The sequence below is a fragment of the Vibrio sp. 10N.261.51.A3 genome, from assembly GCF_041471965.1.
In the GTDB taxonomy this organism is placed as follows: Bacteria; Pseudomonadota; Gammaproteobacteria; order Enterobacterales; family Vibrionaceae; genus Vibrio; species Vibrio crassostreae_C.
Genome location: NZ_JBFRPK010000021.1, coordinates 18,158 through 34,302, shown reverse-complemented (window position 1 = coordinate 34,302; position 16,145 = coordinate 18,158). Strand labels below are relative to the sequence as shown.

At 44.6% G+C, this 16,145-nt stretch carries 17 protein-coding genes; 16 read left to right on the top strand and 1 reads right to left on the bottom strand.

The annotated features are described in order from the left end of the window. The first annotated feature begins 205 nt into the window (after positions 1-205). The 16 genes from AB4371_RS05410 to AB4371_RS05335 all read left to right on the top strand — a co-directional run bounded on the left by AB4371_RS05410 (position 206) and on the right by AB4371_RS05335 (position 15,339). Positions 206-1,666, top strand: a complete 1,461-nt coding sequence (locus tag AB4371_RS05410) for a methyl-accepting chemotaxis protein (protein WP_372149201.1) — start codon at positions 206-208, stop codon at positions 1,664-1,666. 92 nt (positions 1,667-1,758) lie between these two features. Then, positions 1,759-2,370, top strand: a complete 612-nt coding sequence (ruvA, locus tag AB4371_RS05405; RefSeq protein WP_017062079.1) for a Holliday junction branch migration protein RuvA — start codon at positions 1,759-1,761, stop codon at positions 2,368-2,370. Positions 2,371-2,473: 103 nt separating this feature from the next. After that, a complete protein-coding gene (ruvB, locus tag AB4371_RS05400) occupies positions 2,474-3,490 on the top strand; it encodes a Holliday junction branch migration DNA helicase RuvB (RefSeq protein ID WP_017062078.1) in 1,017 nt (338 codons plus the stop codon). Between the two features lie 552 nt (positions 3,491-4,042). Beyond that, on the top strand, positions 4,043-5,629 hold the full coding sequence (cydA, locus tag AB4371_RS05395; RefSeq protein WP_017062077.1) for a cytochrome ubiquinol oxidase subunit I: 1,587 nt from the start codon (positions 4,043-4,045) through the stop codon (positions 5,627-5,629). A gap of 13 nt (positions 5,630-5,642) precedes the next feature. After that, a complete protein-coding gene (cydB, locus tag AB4371_RS05390) occupies positions 5,643-6,779 on the top strand; it encodes a cytochrome d ubiquinol oxidase subunit II (RefSeq protein ID WP_017062076.1) in 1,137 nt (378 codons plus the stop codon). 31 nt (positions 6,780-6,810) lie between these two features. After that, positions 6,811-6,918 (top strand): cytochrome bd-I oxidase subunit CydX, encoded by a 108-nt coding sequence (gene cydX / locus AB4371_RS05385; protein ID WP_000270284.1) that lies wholly within the window; start codon positions 6,811-6,813, stop codon positions 6,916-6,918. Continuing rightward, positions 6,911-7,213 carry a cyd operon protein YbgE gene (gene ybgE / locus AB4371_RS05380; RefSeq protein ID WP_372149198.1) on the top strand — a complete coding sequence of 101 codons (303 nt, stop codon included), beginning with the start codon at positions 6,911-6,913 and terminating at the stop codon, positions 7,211-7,213. Before cydX ends, ybgE begins: the two co-directional genes overlap by 8 nt. Positions 7,214-7,385: 172 nt before the next feature. Beyond that, entirely contained in the window at positions 7,386-7,823 is a 438-nt protein-coding gene (gene ybgC, locus AB4371_RS05375; RefSeq protein ID WP_017062074.1) for a tol-pal system-associated acyl-CoA thioesterase, read from the top strand. Further along, positions 7,813-8,496 (top strand): protein TolQ, encoded by a 684-nt coding sequence (tolQ, locus tag AB4371_RS05370; protein ID WP_017062073.1) that lies wholly within the window; start codon positions 7,813-7,815, stop codon positions 8,494-8,496. The genes ybgC and tolQ overlap by 11 nt, the downstream gene beginning before the upstream one ends. Before the next feature lie 3 nt (positions 8,497-8,499). Continuing rightward, positions 8,500-8,943 carry a protein TolR gene (gene tolR / locus AB4371_RS05365; protein ID WP_017062072.1) on the top strand — a complete coding sequence of 148 codons (444 nt, stop codon included), beginning with the start codon at positions 8,500-8,502 and terminating at the stop codon, positions 8,941-8,943. A gap of 13 nt (positions 8,944-8,956) precedes the next feature. Next, positions 8,957-10,024, top strand: a complete 1,068-nt coding sequence (gene tolA / locus AB4371_RS05360; protein ID WP_017062071.1) for a cell envelope integrity protein TolA — start codon at positions 8,957-8,959, stop codon at positions 10,022-10,024. A 12-nt stretch (positions 10,025-10,036) separates the two neighbouring features. Beyond that, positions 10,037-11,389, top strand: coding sequence for a Tol-Pal system beta propeller repeat protein TolB (gene tolB, locus AB4371_RS05355; protein ID WP_017062070.1), 1,353 nt, complete (start codon positions 10,037-10,039; stop codon positions 11,387-11,389). Positions 11,390-11,502: 113 nt separating this feature from the next. After that, a complete protein-coding gene (gene pal, locus AB4371_RS05350) occupies positions 11,503-12,045 on the top strand; it encodes a peptidoglycan-associated lipoprotein Pal (RefSeq protein ID WP_017062069.1) in 543 nt (180 codons plus the stop codon). Between the two features lie 33 nt (positions 12,046-12,078). Then, on the top strand, positions 12,079-12,861 hold the full coding sequence (gene ybgF, locus AB4371_RS05345; protein WP_017062068.1) for a tol-pal system protein YbgF: 783 nt from the start codon (positions 12,079-12,081) through the stop codon (positions 12,859-12,861). A 209-nt stretch (positions 12,862-13,070) separates the two neighbouring features. Beyond that, a complete protein-coding gene (gene nadA / locus AB4371_RS05340; RefSeq protein WP_017062067.1) occupies positions 13,071-14,132 on the top strand; it encodes a quinolinate synthase NadA in 1,062 nt (353 codons plus the stop codon). 175 nt (positions 14,133-14,307) lie between these two features. After that, positions 14,308-15,339 (top strand): potassium channel family protein, encoded by a 1,032-nt coding sequence (locus tag AB4371_RS05335; protein ID WP_017063519.1) that lies wholly within the window; start codon positions 14,308-14,310, stop codon positions 15,337-15,339. 75 nt (positions 15,340-15,414) lie between these two features. On the opposite strand, the gene AB4371_RS05330 is transcribed toward AB4371_RS05335, so the two are convergent. Then, the gene (locus tag AB4371_RS05330) at positions 15,415-15,984 is read right to left on the bottom strand and encodes a UPF0149 family protein (protein ID WP_017083925.1); all 570 of its coding nucleotides are present in this window, start codon (positions 15,982-15,984) and stop codon (positions 15,415-15,417) included. Between the last annotated feature and the right edge of the window lie 161 nt (positions 15,985-16,145).

The window sequence follows — 16,145 nt, the reverse complement described above, 5'->3', positions numbered from 1 at the left end:
TCTTGTTAGCTCCTAACATACAGCCTTTAGACCTATTCTATTGATGAGCCTTACACCCTGTTTGGCTCATATCAAAATACTACGCCGCTAAATCCTTGATGAAATGAGATCTTTCGAACAGAACCCAGATAATAACATTGCGTATCATTTAACATGTTATTAACATTGGTCGGAGGTCTAACAAGTTAATCAAGGATGATCACTGATGAACCCAATCAAGCTGTGGCGTGCGCTGTTTCTACCTAAAAGTAATGGGTGGAGTAACAACGAAGTCAGACAAGCCGATATCTTATTACTCTTCACTTTTATCGCCTTCTTTGTTGGTGTCTACAGCTTAATCAAATGGACCAAGCACGAAGAGCAACTTCTGATCGCTACATCTGTATTCCTTATCGCGTTTGAACTGATCTCCGCACTGCTCTTGCGTGTTACCAGTAAACCGAGCCTTGCACTCAATTTTGGCTTTGTTGGTATGGCAGTACATGCGCTGAATATCATCTACCAAAGCGGTGGTGTGGTGGCATCGACGCAGGCGTATTGGGTTCCTTTGTTAGTGGTCGCTTTTTTCTTGTCAGGAACACGTATTGTCGCCTTGGTATGGAGTGGGTTAGTGATTGGCGTTTCATTGATGATGACGTCAGCTCACCTTAACGGATTTGAATTTCCGCAGTTAGTACTTACTCCGGAAGCGGTGGTGGTTGAAACTTGGTCTGGTGTGATTATGCCGCTGGTGGTGATCTGCATTGCCCAAGCCTTTACCGCTAAGCAAAAAGAGGTGGCAATCGAAATGGCAGAGGATGCGATTTCAGAAAGCCAACACGTTGCCAACCAAGCGACGCAAAGTGAAGGTCGACTTTCCATTGTCCTTGACCAAGCTAACTCAAACTCTGAAAGCTTACAGGGCGTATCTGTTCATTTAGACCAGCAGTCGCAAGATCTGCATGCTCAAGTTGAGGTGTTGAACATCAATTGTGAATCTCAGGCGAGTGCAGCAGAACAAATGAGCCAACAATTACATCAAATGACTCAAGGTATCGAAGAATCCAATTCATTTGTGGGTGAACTGAAAGAGCGCAGTGAAGCGGTTGGAACCAAAGCGCAAAAGAGCTCCGAGTCATTAGAAGCCTCAACCAGTGCAATCAGCCAGATCATTCAAAGTAATCAAGAGATCATGAAAGTCGCTGACTTGATTACTTCAGTAGCGGAACAAACTAATTTGTTGGCATTAAACGCGGCAATAGAAGCGGCTCGCGCAGGTGAGCAGGGAAGAGGCTTTGCAGTAGTCGCCGACCAAGTAAGAGAGTTATCGGCGAAAAGCAGTCATTCCGCGATAGAAATTCGAACCTTGTTGGACCGTAGTAAAGACGAAGTGGAACATGGTCGAGCGATAATTGAAACCACGGCGAATGAGATGAACGGCATCATCTCAGGAGTTCAAACTATCTCGACTGACGTCAATCAGCTCACCAACATTATGGCGATGCAGATGAGTTCTTTGAAAGAGCTCGATCTCGCGAGTTCAGAAGTGGCACAGAGCGTTGCGGAAACCAAATCCGTGTCCGGCTTAGTCGCCAATTATGGTTCTGAACTCACAGGGCATGTTACCTCTGTCAAAGAGCTGGTCGAAAGCTTAAATAACGTGGTTTCACAAGCCAAACAAGCGTAAATAAATCACCCGAATAAACACAAAGAACTGGATAAGCATCCAGTTCTTTTATATTCTGTCCCTCAAATTATATTCCATCAAGAGAGTGAATTGTGATCGGACGTCTACGCGGTACATTAATAGAAAAACAGCCACCAGAATTACTAATCGAAGTGAGTGGCGTTGGCTATGAAGTTCAAATGCCAATGAGCTGTTTTTACGAATTACCAAACGTGGGCGAAGAGGCAATCATCTACACGCACTTTGTTGTACGTGAAGATGCGCAGCTACTTTATGGTTTTAACACGGTTAAAGAGCGTGCGCTGTTCCGTGAAGTGATCAAAGCGAACGGTGTGGGCCCTAAGCTAGGCCTTGGCATTCTTTCAGGCATGACGGCTAGCCAGTTTGTTCAAAGTGTTGAACGTGAAGACATCTCGACGCTGGTTAAACTTCCGGGTGTGGGTAAGAAAACCGCTGAACGTCTGGTTGTTGAAATGAAAGACCGCCTGAAAGGGTGGGGCGCGGGTGACTTGTTTACTCCAGCGACAGATGCAGCTCCGATTGATTCTATGCCAACCGTTCACGACGCGGAAGAAGAAGCGGTAAGTGCGCTACTTGCATTAGGCTACAAGCCGACTCAAGCTTCCAAGGTGGTTTCTCAAGTGGCTAAAGATGGCATGACCAGTGAACAGTTGATTCGCGAAGCTCTGAAATCGATGGTTTAATACCCAATATACGTGTTCGACAAAATAGACTCATTCACTTTGCCTTTACACAGAGTCAAGAAGCGCAGAGTCAACAAGAGCATAGTTAGGAATAGCAGAATTTATGATTGAAGCCGATCGCCTTATTGCACCGGATAACCCAGTATTCAAAGATGAAGATGTCATTGATCGTGCAATACGCCCTAAAGCACTGGCTGACTATCAAGGTCAGGATCACGTTCGTGGCCAGATGGAGATTTTCATCAAAGCGGCACAACTGCGTAACGAGGCGCTCGACCATCTGTTGATATTTGGCCCTCCAGGCTTGGGTAAAACCACGTTGGCGAACATTGTTGCCAATGAGATGGATGTCAACATTCGTACGACTTCAGGCCCTGTTCTAGAAAAAGCAGGCGACCTAGCGGCGTTACTGACCAATCTCGAAGAAAATGATGTCCTGTTCATTGATGAGATTCACCGTTTAAGCCCTGTGGTTGAAGAGGTGTTGTACCCTGCAATGGAAGACTACCAATTAGATATCATGATTGGTGAAGGCCCAGCGGCACGCTCTATCAAGATTGACCTTCCTCCTTTTACTTTGATTGGCGCAACCACTCGTGCTGGCTCACTGACATCGCCGTTACGTGACCGTTTTGGTATTACTCAGCGTCTTGAGTACTACAAGGTTGAAGATCTACAAAACATCGTTCAGCGCAGTGCAGACTGCCTTGGTCTTTCTATGGAGTCCGAAGGGGCGCTAGAAGTTGCTCGCCGAGCTCGTGGTACGCCACGTATTGCTAACCGTCTACTGCGCCGTGTTCGTGATTATGCGGAAGTAAAAGGCGACGGGCATATTTGTCCGGAGGTTGCTGACAAAGCGCTAAACATGTTGGATGTCGATGCTAAAGGTTTCGACTACATGGATAGAAAGCTTCTGCTGGCGATTATGGAGAAGTTTGGTGGTGGTCCGGTAGGTATCGACAACATGGCTGCCGCGATTGGTGAAGAGAGAGACACTATTGAAGATGTGTTAGAACCTTACTTGATTCAACAAGGTTACCTACAAAGGACGCCAAGAGGTCGAATCGCGACCGACAGAGCGTATTTACACTTTGGAATAGATAAACCCTCCAATCGTTAAATTATTCATTTTTAAAGATCCCAGTTGCATAAGCGCTGGGTTTTTTTGCTTTTTACTGAATAACAACTCTTTGAGCGAGTCGATAAAAAGATCGAAAAGGGAGCTTCAAAAATGGAAACTTTGATTTCAGGTTTGATTTAGATAACAGGAAATGAAATAAGTTGTCATATTTTTTGTTAATACTTTATGGGTAGTTGTAATTCGGATGTTGAGGCGGTGCTGAGCATTTGTCACAGATATCATGCGCTGTTATTAAGACAAGCATAATTGGTGTGATTTTAATCATAATTGTACAAAAATAACTCTAATTTGCTCGAATAAATTTGATACAAATCAACGCAGGGTTCTCCCATAAACCTTTTGAAACATACTGATTTTACCAGTAATATTAGCGCTAGCTATATTAGCTCATGCTTAACAATAATCTAACTATAACGGTACGTTTTTGCTACAAATTTCAACTTGTAATAACAATTACATAAATTGTTTTAACATGGATTTTTGCGGTGAATAATCACACAAGTGTCATTCAGCCGACACAAAGGAGTTACCATGATTGATGTTGTTGATCTGTCGCGATTGCAGTTTGCATTTACAGCGATGTATCACTTCCTATTTGTTCCACTGACTTTAGGTATGGCATTTCTACTTGCCATTATGGAGTCAGTTTATGTAATGACTGGCAAGCAAATTTACAAGGACATGACCAAGTTCTGGGGTAAATTGTTTGGTATTAACTTTGCTCTTGGTGTAGCGACAGGCTTAACCATGGAGTTCCAGTTTGGTACTAACTGGTCTTACTATTCTCACTATGTTGGCGACATTTTTGGTGCTCCGCTAGCTATCGAAGCGCTTGTTGCATTCTTCCTAGAGTCTACTTTTGTTGGCCTATTCTTCTTCGGTTGGGACAGACTGTCAAAGCGTCAGCACTTAGCGGTAACTTGGTTAGTAGCACTTGGCTCTAACTTCTCTGCGCTTTGGATCTTGGTAGCAAACGGCTGGATGCAAAACCCAGTGGGTGCGGAATTTAACTTTGAAACTATGCGTATGGAAATGGTGAGCTTCGCTGAAGTTGTACTAAACCCAGTAGCACAAGTTAAATTCGTACACACAGTAGCGTCTGGTTACACAACGGGTGCAATGTTCATCCTTGGTATCAGCTCATACTACATTCTTAAAGGTCGTGACCTTGCCTTTGCTCGTCGTTCTTTCGCGATTGCAGCGTCTTTCGGTATGGCGGCGATCTTGTCAGTAATCGTACTAGGTGATGAATCTGGTTACGAGCTTGGTGAAGTTCAAAAAGTGAAGCTCGCTGCTGTAGAAGCGGAATGGCACACTGAAGAAGCACCAGCAGCATTTACTGTTTTTGGTATTCCGAACCAAGAGACAATGAATACTGACTACGCAATTAAAATTCCTTACGTAATGGGTATCATCGCAACGCGTTCGCTTGATACTGAAGTAACGGGCCTACGTGACCTACGTGATGACCACGTTGATCGTATCCGTACTGGTATGTACGCGTACGAGCTGCTTGAAAAGCTACGTGCAGGCGATAAGTCTGAAGAAAACATGGCTGCGTTCGACGAAGTGAAAGGTGACCTAGGTTACGGCTTGCTTCTTAAGCGCTACACAGACGACGTTGTTGATGCAACTGAAGACCAAATCCAAATGGCTGCGGATGATTCTATCCCAACAGTTTGGCCTCTATTCTGGTCATTCCGTCTGATGGTTGCTTGTGGCTTCATCATGCTGTTTGTATTCGGTGCTGCGTTTGTTCAAACGTGTCGTCAGAAAATCGAACAGAAACCATGGGTACTTAAAGCTGCGCTATTCTCAATCCCACTTCCTTGGATTGCGATTGAAGCAGGTTGGTTCGTTGCTGAGTTTGGTCGTCAACCATGGGCGGTTGGTGAAATCCTACCGGTTAACGTTGCTGCATCAGCACTGACTATTGAACAGCTTTGGACTTCTCTATTCGCTATCCTGGCACTTTACACAGTGTTCTTGATTGCTGAAGTTTACCTAATGCTGAAATTCGCACGTAAAGGTCCAAGTAGCTTGAAGACAGGCCGTTACCACTTCGAACAAAACGATAACTCTGTTGAAGACAAAGTTAGCCGTTCAGTTGAAGTATAAGTGAGGGAATATTATGTTTGATTACGAAAGCTTACGACTTATTTGGTGGGTATTGATCGGTGTTCTACTGGTTGGTTTCGCCGTAACTGATGGCTTTGATATGGGTGTTGCCGCTCTGTCACCTGTTATCGGTAAGAGCGACACTGAACGTCGTATTATGCTAAACACGATTGCCCCTCACTGGGATGGTAACCAAGTTTGGCTTATCACTGCGGGTGGTGCATTGTTTGCTGCATGGCCACTGGTTTACGCGACGTCTTTCTCTGGTTTTTACTTCGCAATGTACGTAACGCTAGCTGCACTTTGGTTACGTCCACTTGCTCTTGACTACCGTTCAAAGATCGAAGATCCAAAATGGCGCAAAACTTGGGACTACGCACTTTGCTTTAGTGGCGCAGTACCACCAATCATTTTCGGTGTGGCATTTGGTAACCTACTACAAGGTGTTCCATTTGAACTGAACGAATTTATGATGTCTAAGTACCATGGTACGTTCTTCGCTCTGCTTAACCCATTTGCATTGCTTTGTGGTGTGTTGGCTCTGATGTTGTTCGTGATGCAAGGTGCAACATGGCTTCAAATGAAGACAACAGAAGCGCTGCACGCTCGTGCTCGTAACGTTGCTCAGATCACTGGCCTAATTGCTATTGCTCTATTCGTTATTGGTGGTTTCTGGGTTCAATCTATCGAAGGCTATGTAATTACGAGCACTATCGATACGTTTGCTGACTCAAACCCACTAAACAAAGAAGTATCACTTCAAGTGGGTGCTTGGATGACAAACTTCGAAACTTATCCAGCAATGTGGGCTGCGCCGATCCTTGGTGTAGCAATGCCACTGCTTGCTGTGATTGCATCTCGCTTTGAGCGTGGTGGTTTCGCATTCTTGTTCTCAAGCCTATCGAACGCTGGTGTTATTCTAACGGCTGGTTTTGCAATGTTCCCATTCGTAATGCCATCAAGCCTGAACCCTAACCAAAGCTTGACTATGTGGGATTCAACAGCGAGTGAGCTAACGCTTGGTCTTATGACTGTCGTTGCGGCGGTAATGGTTCCTGTGATTCTTGGCTACACAACTTGGACATACTACAAAATGTTCGGTCGTCTAGATAAGAAACACATCGAAGATAACGACGTTTCAGCTTACTAAGCTAGAAGTTAAATAACTTAGGAGAAATTTTATGTGGTATTTCGCATGGATTTTGGGTGTACTTCTAGCATGTGCATTCGGCATCATCAATGCTCTATGGCTAGAGCATTCAGAAATGATGGACAAAGACAGTGAGTAATCTCGCAGAGCAAATCGCTAAGCTGCATCAACCAATGGATAAGACTCTGCTTAGAGCCTTAGCCCTAGCATTGGGTTTCATGCATGTGGGTTTAGTGATGTGGGATCCTGAAGCGTATGCGACAAGCATCGGTGGCTTTAACGCGATCATCGGACCAATGTTTATTTGGGCAGTATGCTCAAGCATGGTTTACGGTATCGGATTTAAGCCAAGAGCTTGGATGTGGCAGCTACTGTTTAGCCCATATGTTTCACTCACAATTTTGCTCTACCTAACGGTGCTGCGCCTTCTATAAAAGGCAAAGGATTTAGGTTCATAACAACGTGAGCCTTTATACTTGTTGGGTTTTTAGCCAAAAAGAGGTCATCTTATACAGATGGCCTTTTTTTTCGTCTCTCAAATCAAAAAATTCACAGCGATATACTATTAATGATAAGGAGTTAGGTTATAGTGAGATCTTTATCGTTTTGGATTGTGGTAGCAAATTGCAGGGATTATCTAAGCTATTTACGTGGCCAGTGACTGTGTATTACGAAGACACCGATGCGGGTGGCGTTGTATACCATTCAAACTATCTTAAGTTTTTCGAACGCGCTCGAACTGAGATGTTGCGCTCAATTGGCGTTTCTCAGCAAGTATTGTTAGAACAAAACATCGGTTTTGTAGTCCGACATATGGACATTGATTTTATTCAAGGCGCGCGTCTTGATGATTCTTTACAAGTCATTACAAATATTTACGAGTTGAAGCGAGCTACCTTGGTCTTCTGTCAAGAGATCGTAAATCCTGATGGCAAGGCATTGTGTAAAGCAATGGTTAAGGTAGCATGTATCGATAATCAAAAAATGAAACCCAAAGCAATGCCAACATTTATTCTCACGGAGCTAACGAATAGTGACTGCTGAAATCTCAATCTTAGGCCTAATTTTAGAAGCTAGTTTACTAGTTAAGATGGTCATGCTGACTCTTATGGGCATGTCTGTTGTTTCTTGGGCGATGATCATAAAAAGAAGTAAAGTGTTATCTCAAGCTTCTAAACAAACAGAAGTGTTTGAAGACAAATTTTGGTCAGGCGTTGATCTTGCAAAACTGTACCAAGAGAGCAACAAACGCAAAGACGAGCTTTCTGGTACTGAAGAAATTTTCTACGCAGGCTTTACTGAGTTCGCTCGCCTTCGTAAATCGAATGCAACATCACCTGACTTCATTATGGAAGGCACTGGCCGTGCGATGCGCGTTGCCGTTGCTCGTGAGGTTGATGAACTAGAAACTAACTTACCTTTCTTGGCGACCGTTGGCTCTATCAGCCCATACATCGGCCTATTTGGTACGGTTTGGGGCATCATGCACTCATTCATCGCATTAGGTGAAGTGAAGCAAGCGACGCTCGCAATGGTTGCTCCTGGTATTGCAGAAGCACTGATCGCAACAGCAATGGGTCTATTCGCTGCGATTCCAGCGGTAATGGCGTACAACCGCTTCAGCAGCCGAGTAGGCAAGCTAGAACACAACTACGCGACTTTCTCTGAAGAGTTTCACAGTATTCTTCACCGTCAAGCGATGGCTGGCAGGGAATAATAGATGGCTGGATACCAACCTAAAAAACGCAAAATGACAGCAGAGATTAACGTTGTACCTTACATCGACGTTATGCTTGTTTTGCTGATCATTTTTATGGTGACTTCGCCGTTTGTTACTCAAGGCGTTGACGTTGAATTGCCTCAGGCTTCAACGGCTAAATCGGCACAAGACCTACTGGGTGACGACAATGCAAGTTTCATCATCGTTGAAGTGAACAAAGACGGTGAACTTGGCTTGAGCGTTAATGACGAAGAAGTACAGCGTGGCTTATCAATGGAAGATATTATCGTCCGTGTGAAAGCCGAGTTGTCTCTGAAGCCAAACTCTCCAGTGGCGGTTGGTGGTGATGCCGCAACGCCATACGCTGAAGTGGTTTTATTACTTGATGAATTAAGCCGTGCAGGTGTGCCAAAGGTTGGCCTTTTAACGGATATAAGGGAATAGCTCCGTAGCATTCATGAAAGCGAATAATAAAAAATCCAATAATTTCAGATCACCGCTTCTTATTTCTCTTGGGCTGCACGTCATTTTATTCGTTGCGCTCATTTGGGGGGCGGATTTCACGATGTCAGAGCCAAAGCCTACAGGGCAGATGGTTCAAGCAGTGGTGATTGATCCTCAGTTGGTTCGCCAGCAAGCTCAACAGATTCGTCAACAAAGAGAAGCGGCAAGCAAGAAAGAGCAAGAGCGTCTTGACAAACTAAGACGTGAAAGCGAACGACTTGAAAAGAATCGTAAAGCTGAAGAAGAAAATATTCGCAAGCTAAAAGAACAGCAAGCGAAAGAAGCTAAAGCAACTCGTGAAGCTGAAAAGCGTCGAGTTGAGAAAGAGAAACAACGCAAAGCTGAAGAAGCGCGTTTACAGCAAGAGCAAAAGAAAGCCGCTAAAGCCGAAGCTGACCGTAAGCTAAAAGAAGCTGCGTTAGTGAAAGCCGAGAACGAGCGTAAAGCCAAAGAAGCGGCAATCGCAAAAGCTGAACAAGAACGCGTGGCAAAAGAAAAAGCAGCGAAAGAGGCAGCAGACAAAGCTCGTAAAGAGAAAGAAGCCGCTGAACTCGCGGAAAAGCAACGCATAGCGAAAGAGAAAGAAGCGGCAGCCGCAGCAGAGAAAGCCCGTAAGGCAAAAGAAGCTGCAGCAAAAGCAGAAAAAGAGCGTAAACAACAAGAAGCCGCATTGAACGATATCTTTGCTGGGCTTGAAACGGAAGCGACTCAAAACTCTTCAGCAAGACAACAATTTATCACTGATGAAGCGCAACGTTACGGGGCTATCTATACCCAACTGATTCAACAGAACCTGTTGTTAGAAGACAGCTATCGAGGACGCTCATGTCGAGTGAACCTTAAGCTGATTCCAACGGGCTCTAACGCGATATTGGGTAGTTTGAGTATCTTAGATGGCGATAGCCGTTTATGTGCAGCAACCAAGCGTGCGGTGGCACAAGTACAATCTTACCCGTTGCCTAAAGACCCAGACATTGTGAACTCACTGAAAGACATTAACTTAACTGTATCACCAGAGTAAAAGGACGAACTTGTGTTAAAGAAACTATTACTGAGTTTTGTTTTCTTAATAGCTACAAGCAGCCAGTTTGCACATGCAGCGCTGGAGCTGGTTATTACAGACGGTATTAACTCTGCAAGACCTATAGCTATTGTACCTTTCCGTTGGGAAGGCTCAGAGCCATTGCCACACGATGTATCAGCGGTTATCGCTTCTGACTTACAGCGCAGTGGTAAATTCAGCCCAGTTGCGACAAGCAAAATGCCTCAAACGCCTTACAGCGAAACTGAGGTTAACTTTGATGCTTGGACTAACCTAGGTGTTGACTCATTGCTTACCGGTAGTATCACTAAAAATGCCGAAGGGCAGTATGTGGTGAATTACCAATTGATCGACATTGTTCGTGGTCAACTGACCAAAGGACAAAGTCGTGCGCTGAGTGATGAAGGCCAATTAGTGCTTTCTAAAGATCACGTTCTATTCAATAAGAAGGCTACGGTTCCTGGTAATCGCTTGAGAGAGTACGCACACCGTATCTCAGACCTAGTGTATGAAGAGCTAACTGGTGAGAAAGGCGCGTTCTTAACTCGTATCTCTTACGTGGTAGTGAACGATAAAGACAAGTACCCGTATCAACTTCGTGTTGCTGACTACGATGGCTTTAACGAGCGTTTAGTACTTCGTTCTAAGCAGCCTCTCATGTCTCCAGCATGGTCACCAGACGGCAAAAAGCTAGCTTATGTGAGCTTCCAGAATGGCCAAGCTGAAATATTCATCATGAATATTTACACGGGTGAACGTGAGAAAGTGACGTCATACCCTCGTCACAATGGTGCGCCAAGATTCTCGCCAGATGGTAAAACATTGGCATTGGTATTGTCTAAAACGGGCAGCCTTCAGGTGTACACACTTGACCTTGCTAGCCGTAAGCTGACTCAAATTACCCGCGGCCGTTCGAATAATACTGAACCATTCTGGCACCCAGATGGCAAGTCTCTTATTTTCACATCGGATCGTGGTGGTAAACCACAGATTTATAATGTAAATTTGTCCAATAATTCGACTTCTCGTATTACTTGGCAAGGTAGCCAAAACTTAGGTGGCCAGATCACTCCTGATGGTCGATTCATGATCATGGTGAATCGCAGCAACTCAGGTTTTAACTTGGCTAAGCAAGATTTGGAAACCGGTGCGGTTCAGGTACTAACAAAAACATTGTTAGATGAGTCTCCAAGTATTGCACCGAATGGAGGTATGGTTATCTATAGCTCTATTTACAACAAAACAAATGTACTATCGATGGTTTCTATCGATGGACGTTTTAAAGCTAGATTACCGGCAACTAACGGACGCGTAAGAGCGCCTGCATGGTCACCGTTCCTCTAGGGAAAATTACATATTCTTTTAGCTATTGATAGTGTTAACTATTGTGGCATTTAACTATCTATAGCACTCTTAGTCGCTGTAGAAACTAAGTTTGATAACGTAAGGAAAAAAAGATGCAACTTAACAAAGTTCTTAAAGGCTTGATGATTGCACTACCAGTGATGGCAGTAACGGCATGTAGCTCAACTGATGAAGCAACATCTGCAACATCTGGTACTGAAAGCAACCAAACAACTTCAGGTTCAGAAGGCAATGTAGACACAACTGTTGTAACGCCAATTGACGCTAACGGTCAACTGTCTGAGCAAGAGCTTAAAGAGCAAGCGCTACGTGAAACTCAAACAATCTACTTCGCATTCGATAACTCTACTATCGCTGGCGATTACGAAGAAATGCTAGCAGCTCACGCAGCATACCTAGTTAAGAACGTTGACATGAACGTTACTATCGAAGGTCACGCTGATGAGCGCGGTACTCCTGAGTACAACATCGCACTTGGCGAGCGTCGTGCACAAGCTGTAGCGAAATACCTACAAGCTCTAGGTGTTCAAGCTGACCAAATCTCTATCGTAAGCTACGGTGAAGAGAAGCCACTTCTTCTAGGTCAATCTGAAGATGTGTACGCTAAAAACCGTCGCGCAGTACTAGTTTACTAATTTTAGTAGACTATATAATTGAGGAATTGCCTCATGTTCAGTAACACAAAGCGAGTCATTTTGCTTTCGTTACTGGCAAGTGCAGCGAACACCGCGTTCGCTGCACCAGCTCCAGTATCCGATCTCAATAGCACCGCAACCAATTCATCATCTTCCTCTCGATCAGCATCTAACGAATCAGATATTGAGCGTTTAGAGCGCCTGCTTCAAAATCGCAATCTCGTTCAGCTTCAAATGCAACAGCAAATCGACGACATGGCACTGGAGATCAGTGAACTTCGTGGTGATCTGGAACGAAACAGCTACGATATGAAGCAAATGCTAGAGCGTCAGCGTGAACTGTTCATTGAACTGGATCGCGTAAGAGGCGAGGTGAAAGCAGCAGGAACAGCAACGGTAGCAGTGGCGGCGAGCGAAGGCTCTAAAGACGCTTCTGGTACGTTCAGTACTGATGTGGATGAGCAAACTGCTTATCAAAATGCTGTAGATATGATTCTAAAGCAACGAGACTACACGGGTGCTATCGCTGCATTCCAAAAGTTTCAAAAAGACTTCCCAGATTCTACCTTCACACCTAACTCACATTACTGGTTAGGTCAGCTTTATTTCGCTAAGAAGCAAGATAAAGAAGCCGTGAAGAGCTTCGCTGCTGTTGTGTCGTACAAAGACTCAAACAAGCGAGCAGATGCACTGGTTAAGCTTGGTGACATAGCAGCGCGCAACAACAACGCGACGCAAGCTAAGAAATATTACCAACAAGTCGTAACCGAGCACCCAAACAGTGCTTCGGCTAAAGTGGCCAAAACCCACTTATAACCAAAATAGGGGTGCTTAGGCGCCTCTTTTTTATACCTGTTCACTTCCGTTTAGTGTTTACTTCTCTTGCTAGTGATGACAACACATCGCCTTGTTTATGCGTTTTAAGCATTAGCTAGTCACCGCTTGCAACCAATCCTTTTTGATCCCAATCGCTGTCCTGTGTAGAATACTCGGATTCTCGGAAGAAGTTGCGTAGAGCAAGAGCAATGAGTCATATACTAGATAAAATCGATACAGTTTACCCGTTTCCGCCTAAGCCAGTTCCATTGAGCGACGCTCAGAAACAGGCCCACATCGCAAACATCAAAAAACTACTTCAAGAAAAAGATGCAGTTCTAATTGCACACTACTACACCGATCCTGAAATTCAGGCTCTGGCAGAAGAAACTGGTGGTTTCGTTGGCGATTCATTAGAGATGGCTAAGTTCGGTAACCGTCACTCAGCAAGCACTTTGATCATCGCTGGTGTTCGTTTCATGGGTGAGTCTGCAAAGATTCTTACTCCTGAAAAACGCATTTTAATGCCAACACTTGAAGCTGAATGTTCGCTTGATCTTGGCTGCCCAGCTGACAAATTTACAGAATTTTGTGATGCTCACCCTGACCACACTGTGGTTGTATACGCGAACACCTCTGCAGCTGTTAAAGCTCGTGCAGACTGGGTAGTTACGTCGAGCATCGCTTTAGAAATCGTTGAAAGCCTAGACGCTGAAGGCAAACCCATTATTTGGGGGCCAGACCGTCACCTAGGTTCTTACATCGCAAATCAAACTGGCGCTGACATGTTGCTTTGGCAAGGTGAGTGTATCGTTCATGATGAGTTCTCAGCTGATGCTTTGAAGAAAATGAAATCGGTATACCCAGAAGCGGCTATCTTGGTTCACCCAGAATCACCAGCAAGCGTGGTTGAACTGGCTGATGCTGTAGGCTCAACAAGCCAACTGATCAAGAAAGCAAAAGAGCTGCCTCATCCACAGATGATTGTTGCGACAGACAAAGGCATCTTCTTCAAGATGCAGCAATTGGTTCCTGAAAAAGAGCTGATTGAAGCGCCGACAGCGGGTGCTGGTGCAACGTGTCGTAGCTGCGCACACTGTCCTTGGATGGCAATGAACGGCCTTGAAGCGATTGAAAACGCGCTTGAGAATGGTGGTGAGCAACACGAAATCTTCGTTTCTGACGAATTACGCGTGAAGTCTCTTATTCCATTGAACCGCATGCTAGATTTTGCAGAGCAGTTAAATGTGCAGGTAAAAGGTAACGCGTAAGTCGTTCTTTTATCTAACCAATAAAAAAACCAGCCAATAGTGCTGGTTTTTTTGTATCTGCGTATAGGCCGCCAATATCAATCTTGTGGTCATGTATCTTTTTCTGATGATACATCTTGTTGATATCGCGTATTTTTTCTAGCATGTAAGTAAGAGGAAAAGATTAGAGGCTCGAATGATAATCTGGTTACAACTCAAACGCTGGATCAAAGCAAACATCTTTGTTTTGAATGGCAAAAACTTACTGTTCACTTTTCTTGGCTACATCGCTTTATCGTGGTCGATGCTGTATTTGGCGGGTGAAACAGATTTAACCAGTTCGGTTACCGTATTCGCTTACTACTTGGTGGTGACGGCTTCTACGGTTGGTTATGGTGATTTATCACCGACCACGGTAGCGGGGCAGTGGATCGTTATTCTATTTGTGATTCCAGGCGGGTTGAGCCTTTTTGCCGCGTTGCTCGGTAAAGTGGCGACAGAAGGTGTTGAATATTGGCGAGCGGGCTTGCTAGGAAAAAGGAGAGTTAGAGTGGACAACCACATTTTGATGTTGGGGTGGAATGAGCAAAGAACCATTCATCTCATCCGCATGCTACAACACGAAGAAACGGGTAAACGACCAATCGTGCTATGTACGCGTTCAGATATCGAGAACCCGTTACCCGGTGAAATCAATTTCGTCAAAGTAAACAGCTACACCGATGGCAAAGAGATGGAGAAAACGGGCATTGAGTCTGCAAGTTGCATCCTGATTGATAACCCAGAAGACGACATTACGTTATCTGCGGCGCTTTACTGTGCCAACCGAAACCCTAAAGCGCACCTTCTTGTTTACTTTAAAGATGAAGCGCTGAGCGATTTGTTACACAAGCATTGCCCTAACTCAGAATGTATTCCAGCGGTGGGTGCTGAGATGCTAGCAAAGGCTGCGGTAGACCCAGGTTCCAGTGCGCTTCACCAAGAATTATTGAGCTCAACAAGAGGCATGACACAGTATTCAACGTATTTCCCTGAAGACGCTGAGTCTGTCACCGTCGCGCCTATTTTCTCAGTGTTTAAAGAGAAGTATCAAGCAACTCTGATCGCCATTGATACGGGGAGCGGTATTGAACTCAACCCAGAGTTAGATCAAGTGGTCAGCAGTGGCACTAAGCTGTTTTATATTGCTGATGAGCGAATTGATGACTTCGATTGGAAAGGCTTCTAAAGCGACTATTTTATTTCGTTTGAAAACTAAAAAAGGCCTCATAATGAGGCCTTTTGGCTTGTATAAAGCTAACTGTTATTGAGCTTCAGCCAGTGCAATGCCACGCTGCGTTAGTCCGCAAAGCATCACAGGAACAGCGTTAAAGATCTCTTCGAATTGCTCTAGGCCTTCGATGCCTTGCTCTGCAAGTGTCGCAATTGACGTTTCTGGATCGTAAAGCATGCTCAGTGAAAGTAACACACCGCCCACGAGTGCGTTGTCTTCGCTTTCTTCAGGCATCAATGTTTCCCAGTCATCACGGGCGATCTGCCAGCCTTGAAGTAAGCCTTCACAGAAATCGCGAGCAGCGGTATTCACCACTTCTGCATCATCCAATTGGCAAGCTTCAGGCCAAACCCACGTTCCTTCAATTAGCTCAGGACGTGTTTTATTCCAAAGCGTGATGATAACTTCAATGTAGCTCTCTAGCTGCTCACCATCCGTAAAAGGCGCGACTTCTTCGCCACCCCATAAGAACGGTAGCCACTCATGAGGGGTTAACACATTAGGTGCCGCTGCCATTGCAGTGACAAAGCCCATTGTTTTGTGTTCTGTGATTAGCTTTCCTTCCAACTCTGGAAGCGCAAGAATATCTTGTAAAGTCAAAGTGAGGTACCGTAAAAGGGAACATATTTGCGCTTATAGTACCAATGAACTTGTGCCAATCAAGCTTCAATCTAAAAAGGCTTGATGTCATGGATGATAAACACTAGGTTTAACAGAAAAGAAAACAATAAAAGAATTATGCAGATACGGTCGTCTTTAAA

Coding starts and splice junctions, on each gene's coding strand:
- AB4371_RS05410 (WP_372149201.1), top strand. CDS start 206: ATGAACCCAATCAAGCTGTGGCGTGCGCTGTTTCTACCTAAAAGTAAT.
- ruvB (WP_017062078.1), top strand. CDS start 2,474: ATGATTGAAGCCGATCGCCTTATTGCACCGGATAACCCAGTATTCAAA.
- cydA (WP_017062077.1), top strand. CDS start 4,043: ATGATTGATGTTGTTGATCTGTCGCGATTGCAGTTTGCATTTACAGCG.
- cydB (WP_017062076.1), top strand. CDS start 5,643: ATGTTTGATTACGAAAGCTTACGACTTATTTGGTGGGTATTGATCGGT.
- cydX (WP_000270284.1), top strand. CDS start 6,811: ATGTGGTATTTCGCATGGATTTTGGGTGTACTTCTAGCATGTGCATTC.
- tolR (WP_017062072.1), top strand. CDS start 8,500: ATGGCTGGATACCAACCTAAAAAACGCAAAATGACAGCAGAGATTAAC.
- tolA (WP_017062071.1), top strand. CDS start 8,957: ATGAAAGCGAATAATAAAAAATCCAATAATTTCAGATCACCGCTTCTT.
- pal (WP_017062069.1), top strand. CDS start 11,503: ATGCAACTTAACAAAGTTCTTAAAGGCTTGATGATTGCACTACCAGTG.
- ybgF (WP_017062068.1), top strand. CDS start 12,079: ATGTTCAGTAACACAAAGCGAGTCATTTTGCTTTCGTTACTGGCAAGT.
- nadA (WP_017062067.1), top strand. CDS start 13,071: ATGAGTCATATACTAGATAAAATCGATACAGTTTACCCGTTTCCGCCT.
- AB4371_RS05335 (WP_017063519.1), top strand. CDS start 14,308: ATGATAATCTGGTTACAACTCAAACGCTGGATCAAAGCAAACATCTTT.